Origin of the sequence: Listeria sp. SHR_NRA_18 (assembly GCF_003856515.1) — a bacterium.
Lineage (GTDB): Bacteria > Bacillota > Bacilli > Lactobacillales > Listeriaceae > Listeria_A > Listeria_A newyorkensis.
In genome coordinates this window covers 48,537-65,757 of record NZ_QPKR01000013.1, presented here as the reverse complement: position 1 = coordinate 65,757, position 17,221 = coordinate 48,537, and the positions used below count along the sequence as shown (strand labels likewise).

The window sequence follows — 17,221 nt, the reverse complement described above, 5'->3', positions numbered from 1 at the left end:
CGACCCACGTGTTTATTTGATAAATCCTCGGTAATTTCGTTTCACAAGTTGTCCTTCTAATTGTTTTGTTGTATCAAGGGCTACCCCGATAACAATCAGCAAGCTAGTACCACCAATGGCGATAGATTGTGGAAGATCGAATACAGCAGCTCCAATTGTAGGCATAATTGCTACTACAGAAAGGAAAAGCGCACCAACAAAAGTTAAGCGGTAAAGCACACTAGTAAGATACTCTTGTGTTTCACGGCCAGGACGTTTACTTGGAATATAGCCACCTTGTTTCTTCAAGTTATCTGCAACTTTCTCAGGGTTCACTTGAATGAACGCATAGAAGTAAGTAAATGCGATGATCAAGGCAACGTACAGACACATACCAATCGGCTGCGTATAGTCAAAAATTTGTTTTAAGACTTTCACAACTTGGCTGGTTGAGTCAACGAAGGCAAAACTCAAAATAGTTTGCGGTGTAATGATAAAAGCACTTGCAAAGATTACCGGTATAACCCCAGCAGAGTTAAGTTTAAGCGGTAAATGCGTTGCTTGCGCTCCACCAGTTTTTGCACCAGCGACACGTTTTGAGTATTGAATTGGAATCTTACGCAATGCTTGTTGGAAGTAAATAACGAGCACAATGATCGCTAAAACTGCCACGGCAATGGCGATAAGAATCAGAACGCGCATGAACAACTGATCACCAGCGTCTTCAATTTGTGATACATAGAGAGAACGTATGCCATCAGGAATACGAGCCACGATACCAGCAAAGATAATAATGGAAATACCATTACCAACGCCACTCACAGTAATTTGTTCACCTAACCACATCAGGAACATTGTACCAGTTGTAAGAACAACCGCAATTGCTAAGTATTGAGGGATAGAAGGATCAATAATAAAGCCAGAACCCGCCAATCTATTGAAACCAAAAGCCATACCGAAAGCTTCGACAAGCCCTAGTCCAATAGTTAAATACCGCGTCAATTGGTTGGATTTCTTACGTCCCATCTCACCTTGTTTTGACCACTCAGTAAGTTTGGGCACAACATCCATTTGTAATAGTTGCACGATAATCGATGCGGTAATGTAAGGCATAACACCCATCGCGAAGATAGAGAAGTTCTTAAGCGCACCACCATTGAAAGTATTCAGGAATCCTAAAATCCCTGTTTCCATCGATTTTTGAATTGTAGCTGCGTCCACTCCCGGTACCGGAATAAATGTTCCGATACGGAAAATGACTAGCATAGCTAACGTAAACATGATTTTCTTACGAATGTCTGCAACTCTGAAAAAATTGATCAACGTCGAAAACATTAGATCACCTCAGTTTTTCCACCAGCAGCCTCGATAGCCTCTTTAGCAGCTGATGAGAATTTGTTAGCTTTCACTGTAAGTTTTTTCTCGATTGCGCCGTTAGACAAAATCTTAATTCCAGATTTTGCGTTACGAACGATACCTGTTTCAATTAATAATTCAGGTGTTACTTCTGTACCTTCTTCAAAGCGATTTAAAACATCAATGTTCACAACAGCATACTCTTTGCGGTTGATGTTTGTAAAACCACGTTTTGGAATACGACGGAACAATGGTAATTGTCCACCTTCAAAGCCTAGGCGTACACCGCCACCTGAACGTGCTTTTTGACCTTTGTGACCGCGTCCTGATGTCTTACCATTACCAGAACTCATACCACGACCAACACGATTACGCTCTTTACGAGAACCTTCTGCAGGTTTAAGTTCGTGAAGTTTCATGTCAAGCACCTCCTCCTAATTTATGATTTTATTCATTTAAAAATTGTAGTAATAGCTTAAACTTCTTTAACGTCCACTAAATGACTAACTTTAGTGATCATCCCACGAATTGCAGGATTATCTTCTTTTACAACAACAGAATTAGTTTTTCCCAAGCCTAGAGCTTGAACTGTTTTGCGTTGTGGTTGAGGGCGTCCGATTAAGCTACGTTTTAGAGTAATTTCTAATTTCGCCATAACGTTTATTCCCTCCTTATCCTAGTAATTCTTCAACTGTTTTGCCGCGTAATTTCGCAACATCTTCAGCTTTTTTAAGTTGTTTGATACCATCGAATGTAGCGCGAACCATGTTGATTGGTGTGTTAGATCCTAGTGATTTACTAGACACATCAGCAACACCAGCTAACTCAAGGACGGCACGAACTGGACCACCAGCAGTTACACCAGAACCGGCGCTTGCAGGTTTTAGGAGAATTTCTCCACCACCAAAATGACCGATTGCTGTGTGTGGGATTGTAGTGTCAACAGTTGGTACGAAGATCATATTCTTCTTAGCATCGTCAATTGCTTTACGGATCGCATCTGGAACTTCTTGCGCTTTACCAGTACCGAATCCAACATGACCGTTTTTATCTCCAACGACTACGAGCGCTGAAAAACGGAAACGACGACCACCCTTAACTACTTTCGCAACACGGTTGATAGTAACTACGCGTTCTTCTAATTCTAATTTGTTTCCATCGATTTGTTGAGGCATGTAAGTTGTCCCTCCTTCTTATTAAAATTCCAATCCATTTTCACGAGCAGATTCAGCTAAAGCTTTTACGCGACCATGATATAAATAACCACCGCGGTCAAATACAACAGCTTTAACGCCTTTTTCTGTAGCGCGTTTTGCAACGATTTCGCCTACTTTTGTAGCAGCGTCAACTTTTGACTCAGCTTTAGGGAAATCTTTATCTACGTTAGATGCGCTAGCGATTGTTACACCGTTAACATCATCGATAAGTTGAGCATAAATGTTCTTGTTCGAACGGAATACGTTCAAACGTGGACGAGCTGCTGTTCCAGAAATCTTAGAACGAACACGACCATGTCTTTTTTTACGCACTTTATTTTTGTCGATTTTGGTAATCACACGACTCACCTCTTCTCTTAGCTTTATGCGGCATTATTTACCGGTTTTACCTTCTTTACGACGTACAAATTCGCCTTCGTAACGGATACCTTTACCTTTGTAAGGCTCTGGTGGACGTACGGAACGGATATTTGCAGCCAATTCGCCAACGTGTTCTTTGTTAATACCGCGAACGATGACTTTCGTATTCGCTGGTACTTCCACTTCAACACCTGGACGAGCTTCGAATTCTACTGGATGCGAGTAACCTACGTTTAAAACAAGAGTAGTACCTTGTTTTGCAGCACGGTAACCGACACCAATAAGCTCAAGAGTTTTTTCGTAGCCTTCAGATACACCGACAACCATGTTATTTAGAATAGCACGTGTCGTACCATGAAGGGCACGGTGTGTTTTATTGTCAGAAGGACGAGTCACATTGATCTCGCTGCCTTCGATATTGATTGAGATATCTGGGTTAAAAGTTTTTACAAGCTCACCTTTAGGACCCTTAACAGTTGCTGTTGAACCATCTAATGTTACTGTAACACCAGCTGGGATAACAATTGTTTTTTTACCTATACGGGACATTTATTGCACCTCCTTGTGATTTTCTTGTTTTACCAAACGTATGCTAGAACTTCTCCGCCCACTTGTTTAGCGCGAGCTTCTTTGTCAGTTAACAAACCTTGAGAAGTAGATACAATTGCAATACCTAAACCGTTAAGTACTTTTGGTACCTCATCAGCTTTAGCGTAAACACGAAGACCTGGCTTACTGATACGCTTAAGTCCAGTAATTACACGCTCGTTAGCTGCACCATATTTAAGGAAAACACGGATTGTACCTTGTTTGTCGTCTTGAATATACTCAACATCACGTACGAAACCTTCTCTTTTAAGGATTTCAGCGACTTCTTTTTTGATTTTTGAAGCAGGAACTTCTAATTTATCGTGACGTACCATATTGGCATTACGAATACGAGTTAGAAAATCTGCGATAGGATCTGTCATCACCATGAAAAATTTACCTCCTTCCCATTATTGGGTTTTTACCAGCTTGCTTTTCTGACGCCGGGAATTTGTCCTTTATAGGCAAGTTCACGGAAGCAGATACGGCATAGTCTAAATTTGCGAATAACGGAATGTGGACGACCACAACGTTCACAACGAGTGTAAGCTTGAACAGGATGTTTCGGTGTGCGTTTTTGCTTCGCGATCATTGATTTTTTAGCCACGTTTGCGCCTCCCTACTTATTTATTGATTACTATTTGGATTACTTTTGAAACGGCATTCCAACATGTGTCAGTAATTCTTTTGATTCTTCGTCAGATTTAGCAGTAGTAACGATTACTACGTCCATTCCGCGAACTTTACTTACTTTATCGTAATCAATTTCAGGGAAAATTAATTGCTCTCTAACACCTAGCGTGTAGTTACCGCGACCGTCGAAGGCTTTTTTAGAAACCCCACGGAAGTCACGAACACGTGGTAAGGAAACAGTAATTAATTTGTCTAAGAAATCATACATGCGATCTCCACGTAGCGTTACTTTCGCACCGATTGGCATTCCTTCACGAAGACGGAAACCAGCGATTGAATTTTTCGCTTTTGTGATTACAGGTTTTTGACCAGTGATTAGAGCTAACTCTTCCACTGCACTATCCAAAACTTTCGCATTTGCTGTTGCGTCACCAACACCAGTGTTGATTACGATTTTGTCGATTTTTGGTACCTCCATTACGGAGTCATAATTGAATTTGCTCATTAAAGCAGGAACAATTTCCTTAAGATATCTATCTTTAAGGCGATTCATGTAATATTCCCTCCTTCCTCAAATACTTTTATTTAGTTGCGTCTTTTATAACTTCACCGGATTTTTTAGCTACGCGTACTTTCTTACCATCCTTGATTTCATGGTTCACACGAGTTGGTTCACCAGTCTTAGGATCGATAAGCATTACGTTAGATACGTGAATCGGTGCTTCAACATTTAAAATTCCACCTTGCGGGTTAACGTTTGATGGTTTTGTATGTTTTTTAACCATGTTAAGTCCTTCAACGATCACGCGATCTTTCTTAGGGAACGCAGCGATAATTTTGCCGGATTTACCTTTATCTTTACCAGTAATAACTTGAACTTTATCACCTTTTTTGACATGCATTGGGTCTAGCACCTCCTTGAGATTGAAACTACAGTATTTTAAAGAACTTCTGGAGCTAAAGAAACGATCTTCATAAAGTTGCTATCACGAAGTTCGCGAGCAACAGGTCCAAAAATACGTGTTCCACGAGGACTTTTATCGTCACGGATTATAACACATGCATTTTCATCAAATTTGATGTAAGAACCATCTTGACGACGTGCTCCACTCTTAGTACGAACGATTACCGCTCTAACTACTTCACCTTTTTTGACAACGCCACCTGGTGTTGCTTGTTTAACAGTACACACGATTACGTCACCAATATTCGCAGTTTTGCGTCCTGATCCGCCTAGTACTTTAATAGTTAATACTTCACGAGCACCAGAGTTATCAGCGACTTTCAAACGACTTTCTTGTTGAATCATTAGGATACCCTCCTTCCAGACTTACAATCAGGAAATTTATTTTTCCTAGTAAAACGATTATTACGAGTCACGATTTAAACTAATACAGCTTTCTCAACAACATCTAGTAAGCGGAAACGTTTAGTCGCCGATAATGGACGAGTTTCAGCAATGCGTACTAAATCGCCTGTTTTAGCTACATTATTTTCATCATGCGCTTTGAATTTTTTAGAATACTTCACTCGCTTGCCATAAAGCGTGTGTTTCTTATACGTTTCAACAACGACAGTAATTGTTTTATCCATTTTGTCGGATACAACACGTCCTGTATATACTTTACGTTGGTTACGTTCAGACATGTATTAAAACCTCCTCCTGAATTAATTTTAGGCAAGTTCTCTTTCACGAACGATTGTTTTCATACGAGCAATCGCTTTGCGTACTTCACGGATACGTGCAGTGTTTTCCAATTGGCCAGTAGCTAATTGAAAGCGCAGGTTGAAGAGCTCTTCTTTTAGAGATTTCTCTTTATCTTGAATTTCAGTAGTGGACAATTCACGGATATCAGTTGCTTTCATTTGCTTCACCACCAATTTCTTCGCGTTTCACGATTTTTGTTTTAACAGGTAGTTTATGTGCTGCAAGACGTAATGCTTCACGCGCTACTTCTTCAGGTACACCTGCGATTTCGAACATAATTTTGCCACGTTTAACTGGGCTTACCCAACCTTCCGGAGCACCTTTACCTTTACCCATCCGAACGCCGATTGGCTTAGATGTGTAAGATTTATGAGGGAAAATTTTAATCCAAACTTTACCGCCACGTTTCATGTAACGAGTCATTGCAATACGGGCAGCTTCGATTTGACGGTTAGTGATCCATGAAGCATCAACTGCTTGTAGACCATACTCACCAAATGCTACTTCTGTTCCGCCTTTTGCGCGTCCACGCATGTTACCACGGAACTCACGACGGTATTTAACACGTTTTGGAACTAACATTATTATTTTCCTCCTTCCACATTTGTTTTCTTCGTAGGAAGGACTTCACCGCGGTAGATCCAGACTTTAACGCCTAGTTTACCATAAGTTGTGTCAGCTTCTTCCCATGCGTAGTCGATGTCGGCACGCAATGTATGAAGAGGAACTGTTCCTTCACTGTAATGTTCCGCACGAGCGATATCCGCTCCACCTAGACGGCCGGAAACTTGAGTTTTAATACCACGAGCACCCGCACGCATTGTACGTTGGATAGCTTGTTTTTGTGCACGACGGAACGATACACGGCTTTCTAATTGACGAGCGATACCTTCAGCAACTAATTTAGCATCAAGGTCAGCTCTTTTAATTTCTACGATATTGATATGAACTCGTTTACCTGTAAGTTCATTTAGGTTTTTACGTAAAGATTCAACCTCAGATCCACCTTTACCGATAACCATTCCTGGTTTAGCAGTGTGGATTGTGATGTTTACACGGCTTGCAGCGCGTTCGATTTCGATACGAGATACAGAAGCATCTGATAAGTTTTTCGCGATATAATCACGGATACGTATATCTTCATGTAAGAAGTTCGCGTATTCTTTACCAGCATACCATTTTGAATCCCAATCACGAATGATACCGACACGCATACCAATTGGATGTATTTTTTGGCCCACGAATTATCCCTCCTCGACTTCAGATACCACGACTGTGATGTGGCTTGTACGTTTATTTATTGCGCTTGCGCGTCCCATTGCACGTGGACGGAAACGTTTCAATGTTGGGCCTTCGTCAACGAATGCCTCAGAAATTACTAAGTTATTTACATCTAAATCATAATTGTGCTCAGCGTTTGCGACTGCTGATTTTAAAACTTTCTCGATAACCGGAGAAGCTGCTTTTGGAGTAAGTTTTAAAATAGCAACGGCTTCGCCGACTTGCTTACCACGGATTAGATCGATTACCAATCTAACTTTACGAGGAGCAATACGAACAGTTTTTGCAACGGCTTTTGCAGTTGTCATCAGGATATCCTCCTCTCAATTAACGTCTTGTTTTTTTATCGTCGCCCGCATGACCGCGGTACGTACGAGTTGGTGCGAATTCACCTAATTTATGTCCTACCATATCTTCTTGGATATAGACTGGAACGTGTTTGCGACCGTCATATACAGCAATCGTTTGACCAACGAATACTGGGAAAATTGTTGAACGACGAGACCAAGTTTTAATAACTTGTTTCTTTTCGCTTGCATCAGCTGCCTCAACTTTTTTCATCAAATGATCATCTACAAAAGGTCCTTTTTTCAAGCTACGACCCATGTCGGAACCTCCCTTCGCATAGTCAGGAATCGGAAAGCTTGAGCTTGCCCGTTCCTGCTACCTATAAATTCGTTTAAATGACAAATCCAATTATTTTTTCTTACGACGACGTACGATAAATTTATCGGAGTTATTGTTTTTCTTACGAGTTTTATAACCAAGTGTTGGTTTGCCCCAAGGAGACATTGGTGATTTACGTCCGATTGGTGCTTTACCTTCACCACCACCGTGTGGGTGATCGTTCGGGTTCATGACAGATCCACGAACTGTTGGGCGTTTACCCATCCAGCGTGAACGACCTGCTTTACCAATGTTGATAAGTTCGTGTTGTTCGTTACCAACTTGGCCGATAGTAGCACGACAAGTAGAAAGAATCATACGAACCTCACCAGAGTTAAGACGGATTAATACGTATTTGCCTTCTTTACCAAGTACTTGAGCACTTGTTCCAGCTGAACGTACTAATTGTCCACCTTTACCAGGTTTCATTTCGATATTGTGGATAACAGTACCCACTGGAATATCTTTAAGTTCTAGCGCGTTACCAACTTTGATATCCGCCTCTGAACCTGAATAAATTGTTTGGCCTACTTCTAAGCCTTTCGCTGCGATGATATAGCGTTTTTCTCCATCAACGTAGTGAATTAATGCGATGTTTGCAGAACGGTTAGGATCATATTCGATCGTAGCAACGCGTCCTGGAATACCATCTTTATTACGTTTAAAATCGATCACGCGGTATTGACGTTTATGTCCTCCACCGTGATGACGAACAGTTAACTTACCTTGGTTATTACGACCAGCCTTCTTTTTCAGAGGACGTAGTAAAGCTTTTTCTGGAGTACTTGTAGTAATCTCAGCAAAATCTGAACTCGTCATGTGACGACGGCCGTTTGTGGTAGGTTTATACTTTTTAATCGCCATTGTATTCCCTCCTCTATTAGTTCAATTCATGGAAGTATTAAACTTCGAAAAATTGGATTTCTTTGCTATCGCCAGTAAGTGTCACGATAGCTTTACGACGCTTGTTTGTATAGCCAGCGTAACGGCCCATACGTTTCATTTTACCTTTGTAGTTCATTACGTTTACTTTCGCAACTTTCACTTCGAAAATTTCTTCGATAGCTTTTTTTACGTGCGTTTTAGTAGCGCGTGTATCAACTTCAAATGTATATTTCTTGTCGTCTAAAACACTTGTTGATTGCTCAGTGATAATTGGGCGCTTAATGATGTCGCGTGCATCCATTATGCAAGCACCTCCTCTACTTGTTCAAGAGCTGCTTTCGTGATAATTAACTTATCATGTTTAGCAACATCTAGTACTGAGATACTTTGAGCTGGAATAACTTTAATGCCTTGTAAGTTACGTGCAGATAGTTCTACATTTTCACTTTCATCGGCTACTACTACCAATGCTTTTGTATCTACAGAGATATTTTTAAGGAAAGCCGTGAATTCTTTAGTCTTAGGAGCAGAGAAAGTTAAACCTTCTAATACTACTAGGCTCTCTTCTTTTACTTTAGAAGAAAGGATCGATTTGATCGCTAAACGACGAACTTTCTTAGGTAATTTGTAAGCATAGCTACGTGGTGTTGGGCCGAATACGACTCCACCTCCACGCCATTGTGGGGAACGAATCGAACCTTGACGGGCACGACCAGTACCTTTTTGACGCCATGGTTTACGTCCACCGCCGCGTACTTCTGAGCGGCCTTTTACTTTATGAGTTCCTTGACGTAAGGAAGCTCGTTGACTCAAAATTACATCAACAACCACTTTTTCATTTGGTTCAATACCGAAAATAGTATCGTTAAGTGTAATTTCGCCAGCTTTTGTTCCATCTTGTTTCAATAAAGCTACGTTGGGCATTTTGTTAGTCCTCCTTTCCAATTAAATTATCTTGATTTGTTAGCTGTTTTGATTTGGATAAGTGCTTTTTTAGCTCCTGGAACGTTTCCTTTAACTAAAAGAACATTTTTCTCAACATCAACTTTGACGATTTCTAGGTTTTGGATAGTGATTTGATCTCCACCCATACGACCTGGAAGTAATTTATTTTTGAATACACGGTTAGGTGCTACGGGACCCATTGAACCTGGGCGACGATGGTAACGAGAACCATGGGACATTGGGCCACGGGATTGTCCGTGACGTTTAATAACACCTTGGAAACCTTTACCTTTCGATACGCCTGTCGCGTCAACGATGTCACCTTCTGCGAATACGTCTACTTTAATTTCTGCACCAATCTCATACTCGTCTAAGTTTACATCGCGTAATTCGCGAATGAAGCGCTTAGGAGTAGTATTGGCTTTTTCTACATGACCTTTTTCGGGTTTGTTTGACAATTTTTCGCGTTTATCCTCGAAACCGATTTGAATTGCTTCATATCCGTCCGTATCAACTGTTTTCTTTTGAAGTACTACGTTAGCACCTGCTTCGATAACTGTTACTGGAATAAGTTCGCCGTTTTCAGTGAAAACTTGTGTCATCCCTACTTTTCTACCTAAGATTCCTTTGGTCATGAGTCACACCTCCTGTTATTTTGGATTTTTATTATAGTTTGATTTCGATGTCCACACCGCTTGGTAAGTCTAAACGCATAAGGCTATCAACAGTTTGTGGTGTTGGATTAACGATATCGATTAAACGTTTGTGTGTACGCATTTCGAATTGCTCACGTGAATCTTTGTATTTATGAACCGCACGCAAGATTGTGTAGATTGACTTCTCTGTTGGAAGTGGAATCGGACCAGATACAGAAGCACCAGAACGTTTCGCAGTTTCTACAATTTTCTCAGCCGATTGATCCAAGATACGGTGATCATACGCTTTTAAACGAATACGAATTTTTTGTTTTGCCATTATTTTCCCTCCTTCTCGCCTACTTTTAAAATAGACATTCTCCGTGAAAATCTCCTGGACACTCGCCATGGCAAAGCGGCCGGGTGTGTCAGCAACCTCTCACTTCATCACATCTACAGCCCCAACTAGTGGGGGTGTTGCACGAAATAGACAGAGCAATGCCTGTTCATTTGCACTTTATCTATTATACACGTCCGCCCTAGTAATTTCAACGATTTTGTGAAAAAACTTTTTTATTGCTGATTTTGTGATTTTTAGGCATGCAAAAAGGCTGCAAATCGTCGGGTTGATTCATAGCCTTTTTGTCATTGCTTATTATGAAATTCTTAGCGTCACAAGCGCCGTGGTTAGGACAACCAATACGAGAGCTGCTACTAAATCGCACCAGTGCCAATGCAGGATACGGAATCGGGTTCTTTTTTTATCGCCTTGGTATCCTCTTGCTTCCATTGCATCTGCTAGGTCTTCGGCTCGGTTGAAGGAGCTGACGAATAGCGGGATGAAGATGGGCACGACGACTTTCATTTGTTCGAATAGGTTCCCTTCGCCAAAATCAACGCCTCTTGCTCGCTGGGCTTTCATGATTTTATCGGTTTCTTCCATTAAAGTTGGAATGAATCGCAAAGCTACGGAGATCATTAGGGCAATATCTTGGACTGGCATCTTGAAAATTTTGAATGGCCGTAGTATGTAAGCGATGGCGTCTGTCAGGTCCATAGGTGTCGTTGTCAGCGTGATTACCGTCGAGATGAAGATTATCAGCACGAACCGGACGAACACGTATATGCCGTTGATTATGCCGAATGAGGAGATGGCAAATGGTCCCCAGCTAAAATAGATCGTTCCGCCGCTCGTGAATAGAGCTTGTAGTAATACCGTGAAAAGGATTAGCCAGATTAGCGGTTTCACTCCTTTAATGAAAAAGCGATACGATATGCCGGTCATGAAAATCACTAAAAACGAGAAAAGCGTTAGTAGCGCGTAGGTTTGCCAGTTGTTCGCTAGAAATAGAATGCCGATGAAGTAAAAACCGGCGATCAGTTTTGTTCTTGCGTCTAAATGATGGATAAGGGATTCCCCAGGCATAAAGCGCCCAAATATTAATTTATCAAGCATCAGAAATCCCCTCTTTTCTCATTATATATATTTGAAGATTAAACTTGCGGCGAGACAAACGACAATTGCGCTGTTCATGACAACGAAATTTTTGATGGAGATGACGAATGTTTTCGCTTTGATTTGCTCGGCGTTGAATTTCTGTAAATTTTTAAATACCGGGATAATCGCGAGTAGCGTTACTAGCATGATTGGGCTAAGGAATCCGATGATGACGGAAACGATGATCGCCGCAAAAGAGGCATAGTACAGCGCATTAAACAAGATTACCGCGTATTTTTTGCTGATGTAGTATGGCAACGTGTAACGGTGGTTCCGGATATCTTCCTCTAAATCGCAAATGTTATTGGCTAGCATGATGTTGGCTATCGTGAAAATGCACGGCAAGGACACGACGGCGATTCGGATAACTTCTATTATATTCACTTTCACAGTAACCCATTCGCCTGACCAAATCAAGTTTGCGATTCCTGCATCGTAGGCATTCACGTAAATCGCTAGAAACACGATACCAAACCCCATCGTCACGCCAGAAAAAATTTCTCCAAGCGGCATGCGCGACAATGGGACTGGGCCGAACGTGTATAGAATCCCGATGCAAAAACAGACGAATCCGACCAGCAGGACTAGTAAATCCGTTTCTACAACAAGCCAGACACCGAGTCCTGTCGCGATTAAAAACATGACAAAAATCGTGATGATCACTGTTTTTTCCGATATTCGTTCTTGACCGATGACATTACTCGTCGTCCTGTAGTCATAATCGTGATTGTTCGTCGCTTTCCGGTAGTCCATATAGTTATTAATTGCCGTTGTCGTTAAATCGAAAATCAACATCGAACCAAAGAAAATCAGCGTGTTCTCCCAATTAAATAAATCATATTGATATACCGCGAATAACGTACCAATGATAAATGGAAAAACACTCGCAATCTTCGTCTGGATTTCTACCAATTTCAAAAATGCTGGTATCGACACTTCTGACACTCCTTTTTAATTCGCCATTTTGAAATTCTTATCTGTTAATTTGAACTTCCCTTGCAAGCCAGACGTGATGTATACCTTTTTCTCTTTACTTACAAAAATCGCTTCGACGCCTTTGTATGTCTCGATGAAGTCCATACCGCCTTGGATGCCTTTGGAGAATGTCGCTGTGGACAAGCCGTCGCCGTCAATCGATTTCTTAGAGACAATGGACACACCTGCAATGTCGTTGTCGAATGGATAACCTGTTTTCGGATCGAGTAAATGGTGGTATTTCACTCCATCTACTTCTAGGAAACGCTCGTAAATCCCTGATGTAACGATGGATTTGTTGGCTTCTGGAATCGTACCAATGACTGTACCGCGTGATTCGAATGGATCTTGAATACCCACAACCCAGTCGCCACCTTTAGGACTGTCACCTTTCACGATGATATTTCCGCCGAGATCAATAATCGCTGTCGTTACTTTGTTTTCATCTAACACATCGGCTACTTCATCTGCAATGTAACCTTTAGCAATAGCGCCGAGATCAAGCTCCATGCCCTTTTCTTCTAGGTAAACCGTCTTTTTAGCATCGTCTAACTTCACTTTTTTATAATCAATTAGTGGCAAAACTGCGTCGATTTCTGCTTGGCTCGGTTTTCTCGCGTCATCAAAACCGATGTGCCATAGAGAAGTCAGCGGGCCAATCGTGATGTCGAAGCTACCACCTGAGCTCGCGCTATATTTCAAGCCTTCTTTAATAAGATAGTAAACATCATCGTTCACCTTCACAGGGTTTTTACCGGCAGCCAAGTTCACCTTGTCTACTTCAGAAGTTTTACCGCTATCGCTCGTCGTAATCTGCTTATCTAGCTCCTTGATTCGGTCAAAGGCTTTGAGAAGGACGTCCTCTTTTCCTTTGTCGTAAATTTTAACTACATTGATTGTCCCCATTAAAAAATCGGTTTTTGTATATGGTTGGGCAAGTATTTCTGAATCATTATCTTCTGATGCGCTGCTTTTCTTCGTATCGTCGTTCCCACATGCTGTAACAACGACCGCTAAAAGCATGAGCGTGATTAAAATATAAAATTTCTTCATTTGGATTGCACCTTTCCTTGTTTGGAATGAAATATAATATGGCTTTGTCGCTATTTTAATGTATCGGTGATTCGCATCATTGTCAAGGAAGTCGAGTAACCCCAACAAAAAAGGCTCCAGAGTTTTCGCCCTGAAGCCCTTCTTCGTTCCTTGCTATTTTACTTATTCAGAGTCAACTTTATTGAAAACTTTAATCATATCTGTGTTACCAGATTGCGCTGCATTGTAAAGTTGTGCTGCGTAGATTCTGAATGCGTCAGATGAATGTGTCGCACCAGTTACTACCGCAACGTCTGCTGGATTTTGTTTAGAAACCAACTCTTTGTTCAATGTCGGGATGTATTCTTGTGGACCTACGCCAGTTTTTGCTTTCATGTTTTTCTCGTAGTCAGCGTCGTCTGTTTTTAACTTGCCATCTTTGTCCACATAGTTGTAGTCAGATGTCGTGATTTTGCCATCTTTTACTTCCATGTTGAACACGACACGGTAGTTGTTAGCATAGTTTTGCTCTTCTAATGAGTATTTACCATCTTGTAAATCTGCACCATTGTTGATTTCAATTGTCGCTGTGTCAGCACGTTGCGCCGCTTGAATCAATTGGTTAGAGTAGTTGATGAATGTATCAGAAGAATGTGTTGCTCCTGTTACTACTTCTACATCTGCAGCTGATTGTTTAGAAACTAGAGAATCATTCAAAGCTGGGATGTATTCTTGTGGGCCTGTGCCTACTTTAGCTTTCATGTTTTTCTCATAGTCAGCATCGTCTGTTTTTAGCTTGCCGTCTTTATCTTTGTAGTTGTAATCAGATTCTGTGATTTTATTATCTTTAACTGTGATCGTCATGAAGGCTTTCCAACCTTTGTCGTCAAAGTTCTTTTCTTGCAATTTGTAAGTACCGTCTGTCATTGTACCATCTGTTTTAGCGTCCGCTTTCTTTGTATCTGTTTGTTTCGTGTCGCTGGATTTACTGTCACCATCGCTACTATTGTCGTTACCACACGCTACTAACAACATGCTTGAAGCCATTACTGCCGTCAGGGCCATTACCAACTTTTTCTTCTTCATAAAATTTGCTCCCACCTTTTAAAATATTACTTGTGATGACATGAACAATAAAATTGACACGAAATCAACAAGCTCACCTTAATTCCACTTAAATATAACATTATTGTCTCAATTTGTCTACACACAGTATGCATGATTCGAAAACCAAGAATTTTCAGAAAGCGATTACGTTCTTATTTTGCAATGATTTTTTTAAATTTTTCCCACTCAAATGGGGTTTGTTGCCCTGTGAAGGTTTTCACCTATTAATTCGCGTTTGTTTCTCATTTTTTGAGGGTAAAGACCCTAGACAGCCTTTGTTCTATCTGTTAAACTGGGTTAGGTTATTACTATAATGTTTTGGAACGCAGGACTTATAATTTTTGTGAATATACTTACAAGGAGTTGAGAAAGCATATGCCTGAAAAGAATATTGTTTTAATAGGGGCGGGATATGCAGGTGTACATGCGGCTAAGAAATTAGCGAAAAAGTACAAGAGAGACGAATCAGTAACCATCACGTTGATTGATAGACATTCCTATCATACGATGATGACTGAGTTGCACGAAGTAGCTGGGGGACGTGTTGAGCCAACAGCGATACAGTATGATTTGCGTCATTTGTTTAATCGTACGAAAGTCAAATTAGTGACGGACAACGTAACGCACGTTGATCACGAAACGAAAACGGTAACGACCGAAAATGGTAGCTATCCGTTTGATTACCTCGTTCTTGGTATGGGTGGCGAGCCTAATGACTTCGGAACGCCTGGTGTTAGCGAACACGGATTCACGCTTTGGTCTTGGGAAAACGCGGTGAAGTTGCGCGAACATATCGAAACGGTTGTGCATGACGCATCGGAAGAACAAGATGTGGCGAAACGCAAAGCCATGCTTACTTTTGCTATTTGTGGTTCTGGTTTTACTGGGATCGAAATGGTTGGAGAATTGCTTGACTGGAAAACGCGTCTTGCGAAAGATAATAAGGTCGATGTTTCTGAGATTGAATTGATTGTTGTCGAAGCGGCACCAACGATTCTGAACATGCTAGATCGGAAAGATGCTCAAAAAGCGGAAGACTTCATGCTGAAAAAAGGCATCAAGATTCTGAAAGATGCTGCGATCGTTGAAGTTAAAGCGGAAAGCATCGTTTTGAAATCTGGCGAAGAAATTCCAACGCATACATTAATTTGGACTGCTGGGGTTCGTGCGAATTCTGATACGAAAGATTACGGTATGGAAACAGCGCGTGCTGGTCGTTTGAAAGTTAATGAATACATGGAAGCTGAGAAGTTCGAAAACACGTACGTTATAGGTGACTTGGCTTATTATGAAGAGGAAGAAGGCAAACCGACTCCTCAAATCGTTGAAGCTGCTGAACAAACCGGGATGACTGCTGCTAAAAGTATCATCTCAGAAATCAGCGGGACGGAAAAAGAAGCGTATAAAGGGAAATATCACGGTGTCATGGTTTCGATTGGCTCCAAATATGGCGTCGCTAACCTAGGTGGATTACGCTTGCACGGTTGGTTCGCGATTTTCATGAAACACATGGTTAACCTTTACTACTTCTTTGGAATCCGTAGTGGTTATTATATGGCGCAATACGTTTCCCATGAATTTTTCCATATTCGAGATAATCGGAATATTTTCCGCGGTTGGACTTCTCGTTATGGTAACGTACTTTGGACATTGCCGCTTCGTATTTATGTCGGTTGGTTCTGGGTTGACGAGGCTCTTTCTAAGATTTACGGTGAAACGACGTGGGATAAAGTTAGCCTGACGAACTTAAAACCGTTATTCCAAGGACTCGGACCTGATTCATGGTTAACTGCGACAACTTCAAAAATGCCATTCGAGTGGTTACAAACAGACGCAACATCTGGCGCGTCACAAGCGGCCGGCGATGCTGCTGGTGCTGCTGCAACAAACGTAACAACACCAATTTTTGCGCATATGCCTGGTTGGTTTGAATGGATCATGAAACTTATCATGCCAAACCTCGACGTTGCTCTTTTCATGCAAAAAGTCGTTCCGTTTGTAGAACTTGCAATCGGTCTTGCGCTTGTTGTTGGTCTATTCACTTGGTTAGCTAGTATCGGAAGCGCTGGATTCCTAGTTATGTTCACACTCTGCGCTATGCTTGGTTGGGACAAATTCTGGGCGTTACCTGCTTCGATCGCTTTACTAAATGGCGCTGGACGTACATTTGGTTTAGATTATTGGGCTATGCCTTGGTTACAGAAACATCTTGGGCGCTGGTGGTACGGCAAGGAAAGTTCCATCTACCGCGACAAGTAATTTTATACGATTCATTCATAGCGAAAGGCAGCCGAAAAAAACTGCCTTTCGCTATATATTTTTGGCTTAGTGTATTACAATGAACATAAAGCTAGTT

27 protein-coding genes are annotated in these 17,221 nt (G+C 41.3%); 1 reads left to right on the top strand and 26 read right to left on the bottom strand.

Annotated features, from left to right (window positions below; all coding sequences use genetic code 11):
- Nucleotides 1-12 precede the first annotated feature (12 nt).
- From secY to pplA, 26 genes are all read right to left on the bottom strand, one after another.
- The gene (gene secY, locus DUK53_RS15505; RefSeq protein WP_036133373.1) at nucleotides 13-1,314 is read right to left on the bottom strand and encodes a preprotein translocase subunit SecY; all 1,302 of its coding nucleotides are present in this window, start codon (nucleotides 1,312-1,314) and stop codon (nucleotides 13-15) included.
- Nucleotides 1,314-1,754 (bottom strand): 50S ribosomal protein L15, encoded by a 441-nt coding sequence (gene rplO / locus DUK53_RS15500; protein WP_036065517.1) that lies wholly within the window; start codon nucleotides 1,752-1,754, stop codon nucleotides 1,314-1,316. Before rplO ends, secY begins: the two co-directional genes overlap by 1 nt.
- 56 nt (nucleotides 1,755-1,810) lie before the next feature.
- Nucleotides 1,811-1,990, bottom strand: a complete 180-nt coding sequence (gene rpmD, locus DUK53_RS15495) for a 50S ribosomal protein L30 (protein ID WP_003720933.1) — start codon at nucleotides 1,988-1,990, stop codon at nucleotides 1,811-1,813.
- Nucleotides 1,991-2,006: 16 nt separating this feature from the next.
- A complete protein-coding gene (gene rpsE, locus DUK53_RS15490) occupies nucleotides 2,007-2,510 on the bottom strand; it encodes a 30S ribosomal protein S5 (RefSeq protein WP_036060286.1) in 504 nt (167 codons plus the stop codon).
- Nucleotides 2,511-2,531: 21 nt separating this feature from the next.
- On the bottom strand, nucleotides 2,532-2,891 hold the full coding sequence (rplR, locus tag DUK53_RS15485) for a 50S ribosomal protein L18 (RefSeq protein ID WP_036065516.1): 360 nt from the start codon (nucleotides 2,889-2,891) through the stop codon (nucleotides 2,532-2,534).
- A gap of 33 nt (nucleotides 2,892-2,924) precedes the next feature.
- Nucleotides 2,925-3,461 (bottom strand): 50S ribosomal protein L6, encoded by a 537-nt coding sequence (gene rplF, locus DUK53_RS15480; protein WP_036071390.1) that lies wholly within the window; start codon nucleotides 3,459-3,461, stop codon nucleotides 2,925-2,927.
- Between the two features lie 29 nt (nucleotides 3,462-3,490).
- Nucleotides 3,491-3,889 carry a 30S ribosomal protein S8 gene (gene rpsH, locus DUK53_RS15475; RefSeq protein ID WP_036065514.1) on the bottom strand — a complete coding sequence of 133 codons (399 nt, stop codon included), beginning with the start codon at nucleotides 3,887-3,889 and terminating at the stop codon, nucleotides 3,491-3,493.
- Nucleotides 3,890-3,921: 32 nt separating this feature from the next.
- The gene (locus DUK53_RS15470) at nucleotides 3,922-4,107 is read right to left on the bottom strand and encodes a type Z 30S ribosomal protein S14 (protein WP_077912491.1); all 186 of its coding nucleotides are present in this window, start codon (nucleotides 4,105-4,107) and stop codon (nucleotides 3,922-3,924) included.
- A 39-nt stretch (nucleotides 4,108-4,146) separates the two neighbouring features.
- On the bottom strand, nucleotides 4,147-4,686 hold the full coding sequence (gene rplE, locus DUK53_RS15465) for a 50S ribosomal protein L5 (RefSeq protein WP_036065509.1): 540 nt from the start codon (nucleotides 4,684-4,686) through the stop codon (nucleotides 4,147-4,149).
- A 28-nt stretch (nucleotides 4,687-4,714) separates the two neighbouring features.
- Nucleotides 4,715-5,035 carry a 50S ribosomal protein L24 gene (gene rplX / locus DUK53_RS15460; RefSeq protein ID WP_036133370.1) on the bottom strand — a complete coding sequence of 107 codons (321 nt, stop codon included), beginning with the start codon at nucleotides 5,033-5,035 and terminating at the stop codon, nucleotides 4,715-4,717.
- A 38-nt stretch (nucleotides 5,036-5,073) separates the two neighbouring features.
- Nucleotides 5,074-5,442, bottom strand: coding sequence for a 50S ribosomal protein L14 (rplN, locus tag DUK53_RS15455; RefSeq protein WP_036071388.1), 369 nt, complete (start codon nucleotides 5,440-5,442; stop codon nucleotides 5,074-5,076).
- Nucleotides 5,443-5,516: 74 nt separating this feature from the next.
- Nucleotides 5,517-5,780 (bottom strand): 30S ribosomal protein S17, encoded by a 264-nt coding sequence (gene rpsQ, locus DUK53_RS15450; protein ID WP_036080303.1) that lies wholly within the window; start codon nucleotides 5,778-5,780, stop codon nucleotides 5,517-5,519.
- 27 nt (nucleotides 5,781-5,807) lie between these two features.
- Nucleotides 5,808-5,999 (bottom strand): 50S ribosomal protein L29, encoded by a 192-nt coding sequence (rpmC, locus tag DUK53_RS15445; RefSeq protein ID WP_036060270.1) that lies wholly within the window; start codon nucleotides 5,997-5,999, stop codon nucleotides 5,808-5,810.
- Nucleotides 5,986-6,423, bottom strand: a complete 438-nt coding sequence (gene rplP / locus DUK53_RS15440; RefSeq protein WP_036065506.1) for a 50S ribosomal protein L16 — start codon at nucleotides 6,421-6,423, stop codon at nucleotides 5,986-5,988. Before rplP ends, rpmC begins: the two co-directional genes overlap by 14 nt.
- 2 nt (nucleotides 6,424-6,425) lie before the next feature.
- Entirely contained in the window at nucleotides 6,426-7,082 is a 657-nt protein-coding gene (gene rpsC, locus DUK53_RS15435) for a 30S ribosomal protein S3 (protein WP_036071385.1), read from the bottom strand.
- Between the two features lie 3 nt (nucleotides 7,083-7,085).
- Nucleotides 7,086-7,430 (bottom strand): 50S ribosomal protein L22, encoded by a 345-nt coding sequence (rplV, locus tag DUK53_RS15430; RefSeq protein ID WP_036071384.1) that lies wholly within the window; start codon nucleotides 7,428-7,430, stop codon nucleotides 7,086-7,088.
- A gap of 19 nt (nucleotides 7,431-7,449) precedes the next feature.
- Nucleotides 7,450-7,728: a 30S ribosomal protein S19 gene (gene rpsS, locus DUK53_RS15425; protein ID WP_036065502.1), complete on the bottom strand. Its 279-nt coding sequence runs from the start codon at nucleotides 7,726-7,728 to the stop codon at nucleotides 7,450-7,452.
- A 90-nt stretch (nucleotides 7,729-7,818) separates the two neighbouring features.
- The gene (gene rplB, locus DUK53_RS15420) at nucleotides 7,819-8,652 is read right to left on the bottom strand and encodes a 50S ribosomal protein L2 (protein ID WP_036060259.1); all 834 of its coding nucleotides are present in this window, start codon (nucleotides 8,650-8,652) and stop codon (nucleotides 7,819-7,821) included.
- Nucleotides 8,653-8,689: 37 nt separating this feature from the next.
- Nucleotides 8,690-8,974, bottom strand: coding sequence for a 50S ribosomal protein L23 (rplW, locus tag DUK53_RS15415; RefSeq protein WP_036094361.1), 285 nt, complete (start codon nucleotides 8,972-8,974; stop codon nucleotides 8,690-8,692).
- The gene (gene rplD / locus DUK53_RS15410) at nucleotides 8,974-9,597 is read right to left on the bottom strand and encodes a 50S ribosomal protein L4 (protein WP_036080294.1); all 624 of its coding nucleotides are present in this window, start codon (nucleotides 9,595-9,597) and stop codon (nucleotides 8,974-8,976) included. Before rplD ends, rplW begins: the two co-directional genes overlap by 1 nt.
- A gap of 26 nt (nucleotides 9,598-9,623) precedes the next feature.
- Entirely contained in the window at nucleotides 9,624-10,253 is a 630-nt protein-coding gene (rplC, locus tag DUK53_RS15405; RefSeq protein ID WP_036080292.1) for a 50S ribosomal protein L3, read from the bottom strand.
- 31 nt (nucleotides 10,254-10,284) lie between these two features.
- A complete protein-coding gene (gene rpsJ, locus DUK53_RS15400) occupies nucleotides 10,285-10,593 on the bottom strand; it encodes a 30S ribosomal protein S10 (RefSeq protein ID WP_036065498.1) in 309 nt (102 codons plus the stop codon).
- A gap of 315 nt (nucleotides 10,594-10,908) precedes the next feature.
- A complete protein-coding gene (fmnA, locus tag DUK53_RS15395; protein ID WP_036133367.1) occupies nucleotides 10,909-11,709 on the bottom strand; it encodes an FAD export ECF transporter transmembrane subunit FmnA in 801 nt (266 codons plus the stop codon).
- 21 nt (nucleotides 11,710-11,730) lie between these two features.
- Complete coding sequence (menA, locus tag DUK53_RS15390; RefSeq protein ID WP_036094365.1) at nucleotides 11,731-12,687, bottom strand: 1,4-dihydroxy-2-naphthoate polyprenyltransferase; 957 nt, start codon at nucleotides 12,685-12,687, stop codon at nucleotides 11,731-11,733.
- Between the two features lie 15 nt (nucleotides 12,688-12,702).
- Entirely contained in the window at nucleotides 12,703-13,779 is a 1,077-nt protein-coding gene (locus tag DUK53_RS15385) for an FAD:protein FMN transferase (protein ID WP_036094456.1), read from the bottom strand.
- A 162-nt stretch (nucleotides 13,780-13,941) separates the two neighbouring features.
- Nucleotides 13,942-14,844, bottom strand: coding sequence for an extracellular electron transfer flavoprotein PplA (gene pplA / locus DUK53_RS15380; protein WP_036094366.1), 903 nt, complete (start codon nucleotides 14,842-14,844; stop codon nucleotides 13,942-13,944).
- Between the two features lie 396 nt (nucleotides 14,845-15,240).
- Here pplA and DUK53_RS15375 point away from each other — a divergent pair, with 396 nt between their 5' ends.
- The gene (locus DUK53_RS15375; protein WP_036094368.1) at nucleotides 15,241-17,124 is read left to right on the top strand and encodes an FAD-dependent oxidoreductase; all 1,884 of its coding nucleotides are present in this window, start codon (nucleotides 15,241-15,243) and stop codon (nucleotides 17,122-17,124) included.
- The last annotated feature ends 97 nt before the right edge of the window (nucleotides 17,125-17,221 follow it).

Bases quoted from the DNA above. Each gene is read 5' to 3' on its own strand.
- rpmD (WP_003720933.1), bottom strand. From the start codon at position 1,990: ATGGCGAAATTAGAAATTACTCTAAAACGTAGCTTAATCGGACGCCCT.
- rplF (WP_036071390.1), bottom strand. From the start codon at position 3,461: ATGTCCCGTATAGGTAAAAAAACAATTGTTATCCCAGCTGGTGTTACA.
- rplX (WP_036133370.1), bottom strand. From the start codon at position 5,035: ATGCATGTCAAAAAAGGTGATAAAGTTCAAGTTATTACTGGTAAAGAT.
- pplA (WP_036094366.1), bottom strand. From the start codon at position 14,844: ATGAAGAAGAAAAAGTTGGTAATGGCCCTGACGGCAGTAATGGCTTCA.
- rplO (WP_036065517.1), bottom strand. From the start codon at position 1,754: ATGAAACTTCACGAACTTAAACCTGCAGAAGGTTCTCGTAAAGAGCGT.
- rpmC (WP_036060270.1), bottom strand. From the start codon at position 5,999: ATGAAAGCAACTGATATCCGTGAATTGTCCACTACTGAAATTCAAGAT.
- rplC (WP_036080292.1), bottom strand. From the start codon at position 10,253: ATGACCAAAGGAATCTTAGGTAGAAAAGTAGGGATGACACAAGTTTTC.
- rplE (WP_036065509.1), bottom strand. From the start codon at position 4,686: ATGAATCGCCTTAAAGATAGATATCTTAAGGAAATTGTTCCTGCTTTA.
- rplD (WP_036080294.1), bottom strand. From the start codon at position 9,597: ATGCCCAACGTAGCTTTATTGAAACAAGATGGAACAAAAGCTGGCGAA.
- rpsS (WP_036065502.1), bottom strand. From the start codon at position 7,728: ATGGGTCGTAGCTTGAAAAAAGGACCTTTTGTAGATGATCATTTGATG.
- rpsE (WP_036060286.1), bottom strand. From the start codon at position 2,510: ATGCCTCAACAAATCGATGGAAACAAATTAGAATTAGAAGAACGCGTA.
- rplV (WP_036071384.1), bottom strand. From the start codon at position 7,430: ATGACAACTGCAAAAGCCGTTGCAAAAACTGTTCGTATTGCTCCTCGT.
- rplB (WP_036060259.1), bottom strand. From the start codon at position 8,652: ATGGCGATTAAAAAGTATAAACCTACCACAAACGGCCGTCGTCACATG.
- DUK53_RS15385 (WP_036094456.1), bottom strand. From the start codon at position 13,779: ATGAAGAAATTTTATATTTTAATCACGCTCATGCTTTTAGCGGTCGTT.
- rplN (WP_036071388.1), bottom strand. From the start codon at position 5,442: ATGATTCAACAAGAAAGTCGTTTGAAAGTCGCTGATAACTCTGGTGCT.
- rplW (WP_036094361.1), bottom strand. From the start codon at position 8,974: ATGGATGCACGCGACATCATTAAGCGCCCAATTATCACTGAGCAATCA.
- rpsH (WP_036065514.1), bottom strand. From the start codon at position 3,889: ATGGTGATGACAGATCCTATCGCAGATTTTCTAACTCGTATTCGTAAT.
- rplP (WP_036065506.1), bottom strand. From the start codon at position 6,423: ATGTTAGTTCCAAAACGTGTTAAATACCGTCGTGAGTTCCGTGGTAAC.
- fmnA (WP_036133367.1), bottom strand. From the start codon at position 11,709: ATGCTTGATAAATTAATATTTGGGCGCTTTATGCCTGGGGAATCCCTT.
- secY (WP_036133373.1), bottom strand. From the start codon at position 1,314: ATGTTTTCGACGTTGATCAATTTTTTCAGAGTTGCAGACATTCGTAAG.
- DUK53_RS15375 (WP_036094368.1), top strand. From the start codon at position 15,241: ATGCCTGAAAAGAATATTGTTTTAATAGGGGCGGGATATGCAGGTGTA.
- rpsJ (WP_036065498.1), bottom strand. From the start codon at position 10,593: ATGGCAAAACAAAAAATTCGTATTCGTTTAAAAGCGTATGATCACCGT.
- rpsQ (WP_036080303.1), bottom strand. From the start codon at position 5,780: ATGTCTGAACGTAACCAACGTAAAGTATATACAGGACGTGTTGTATCC.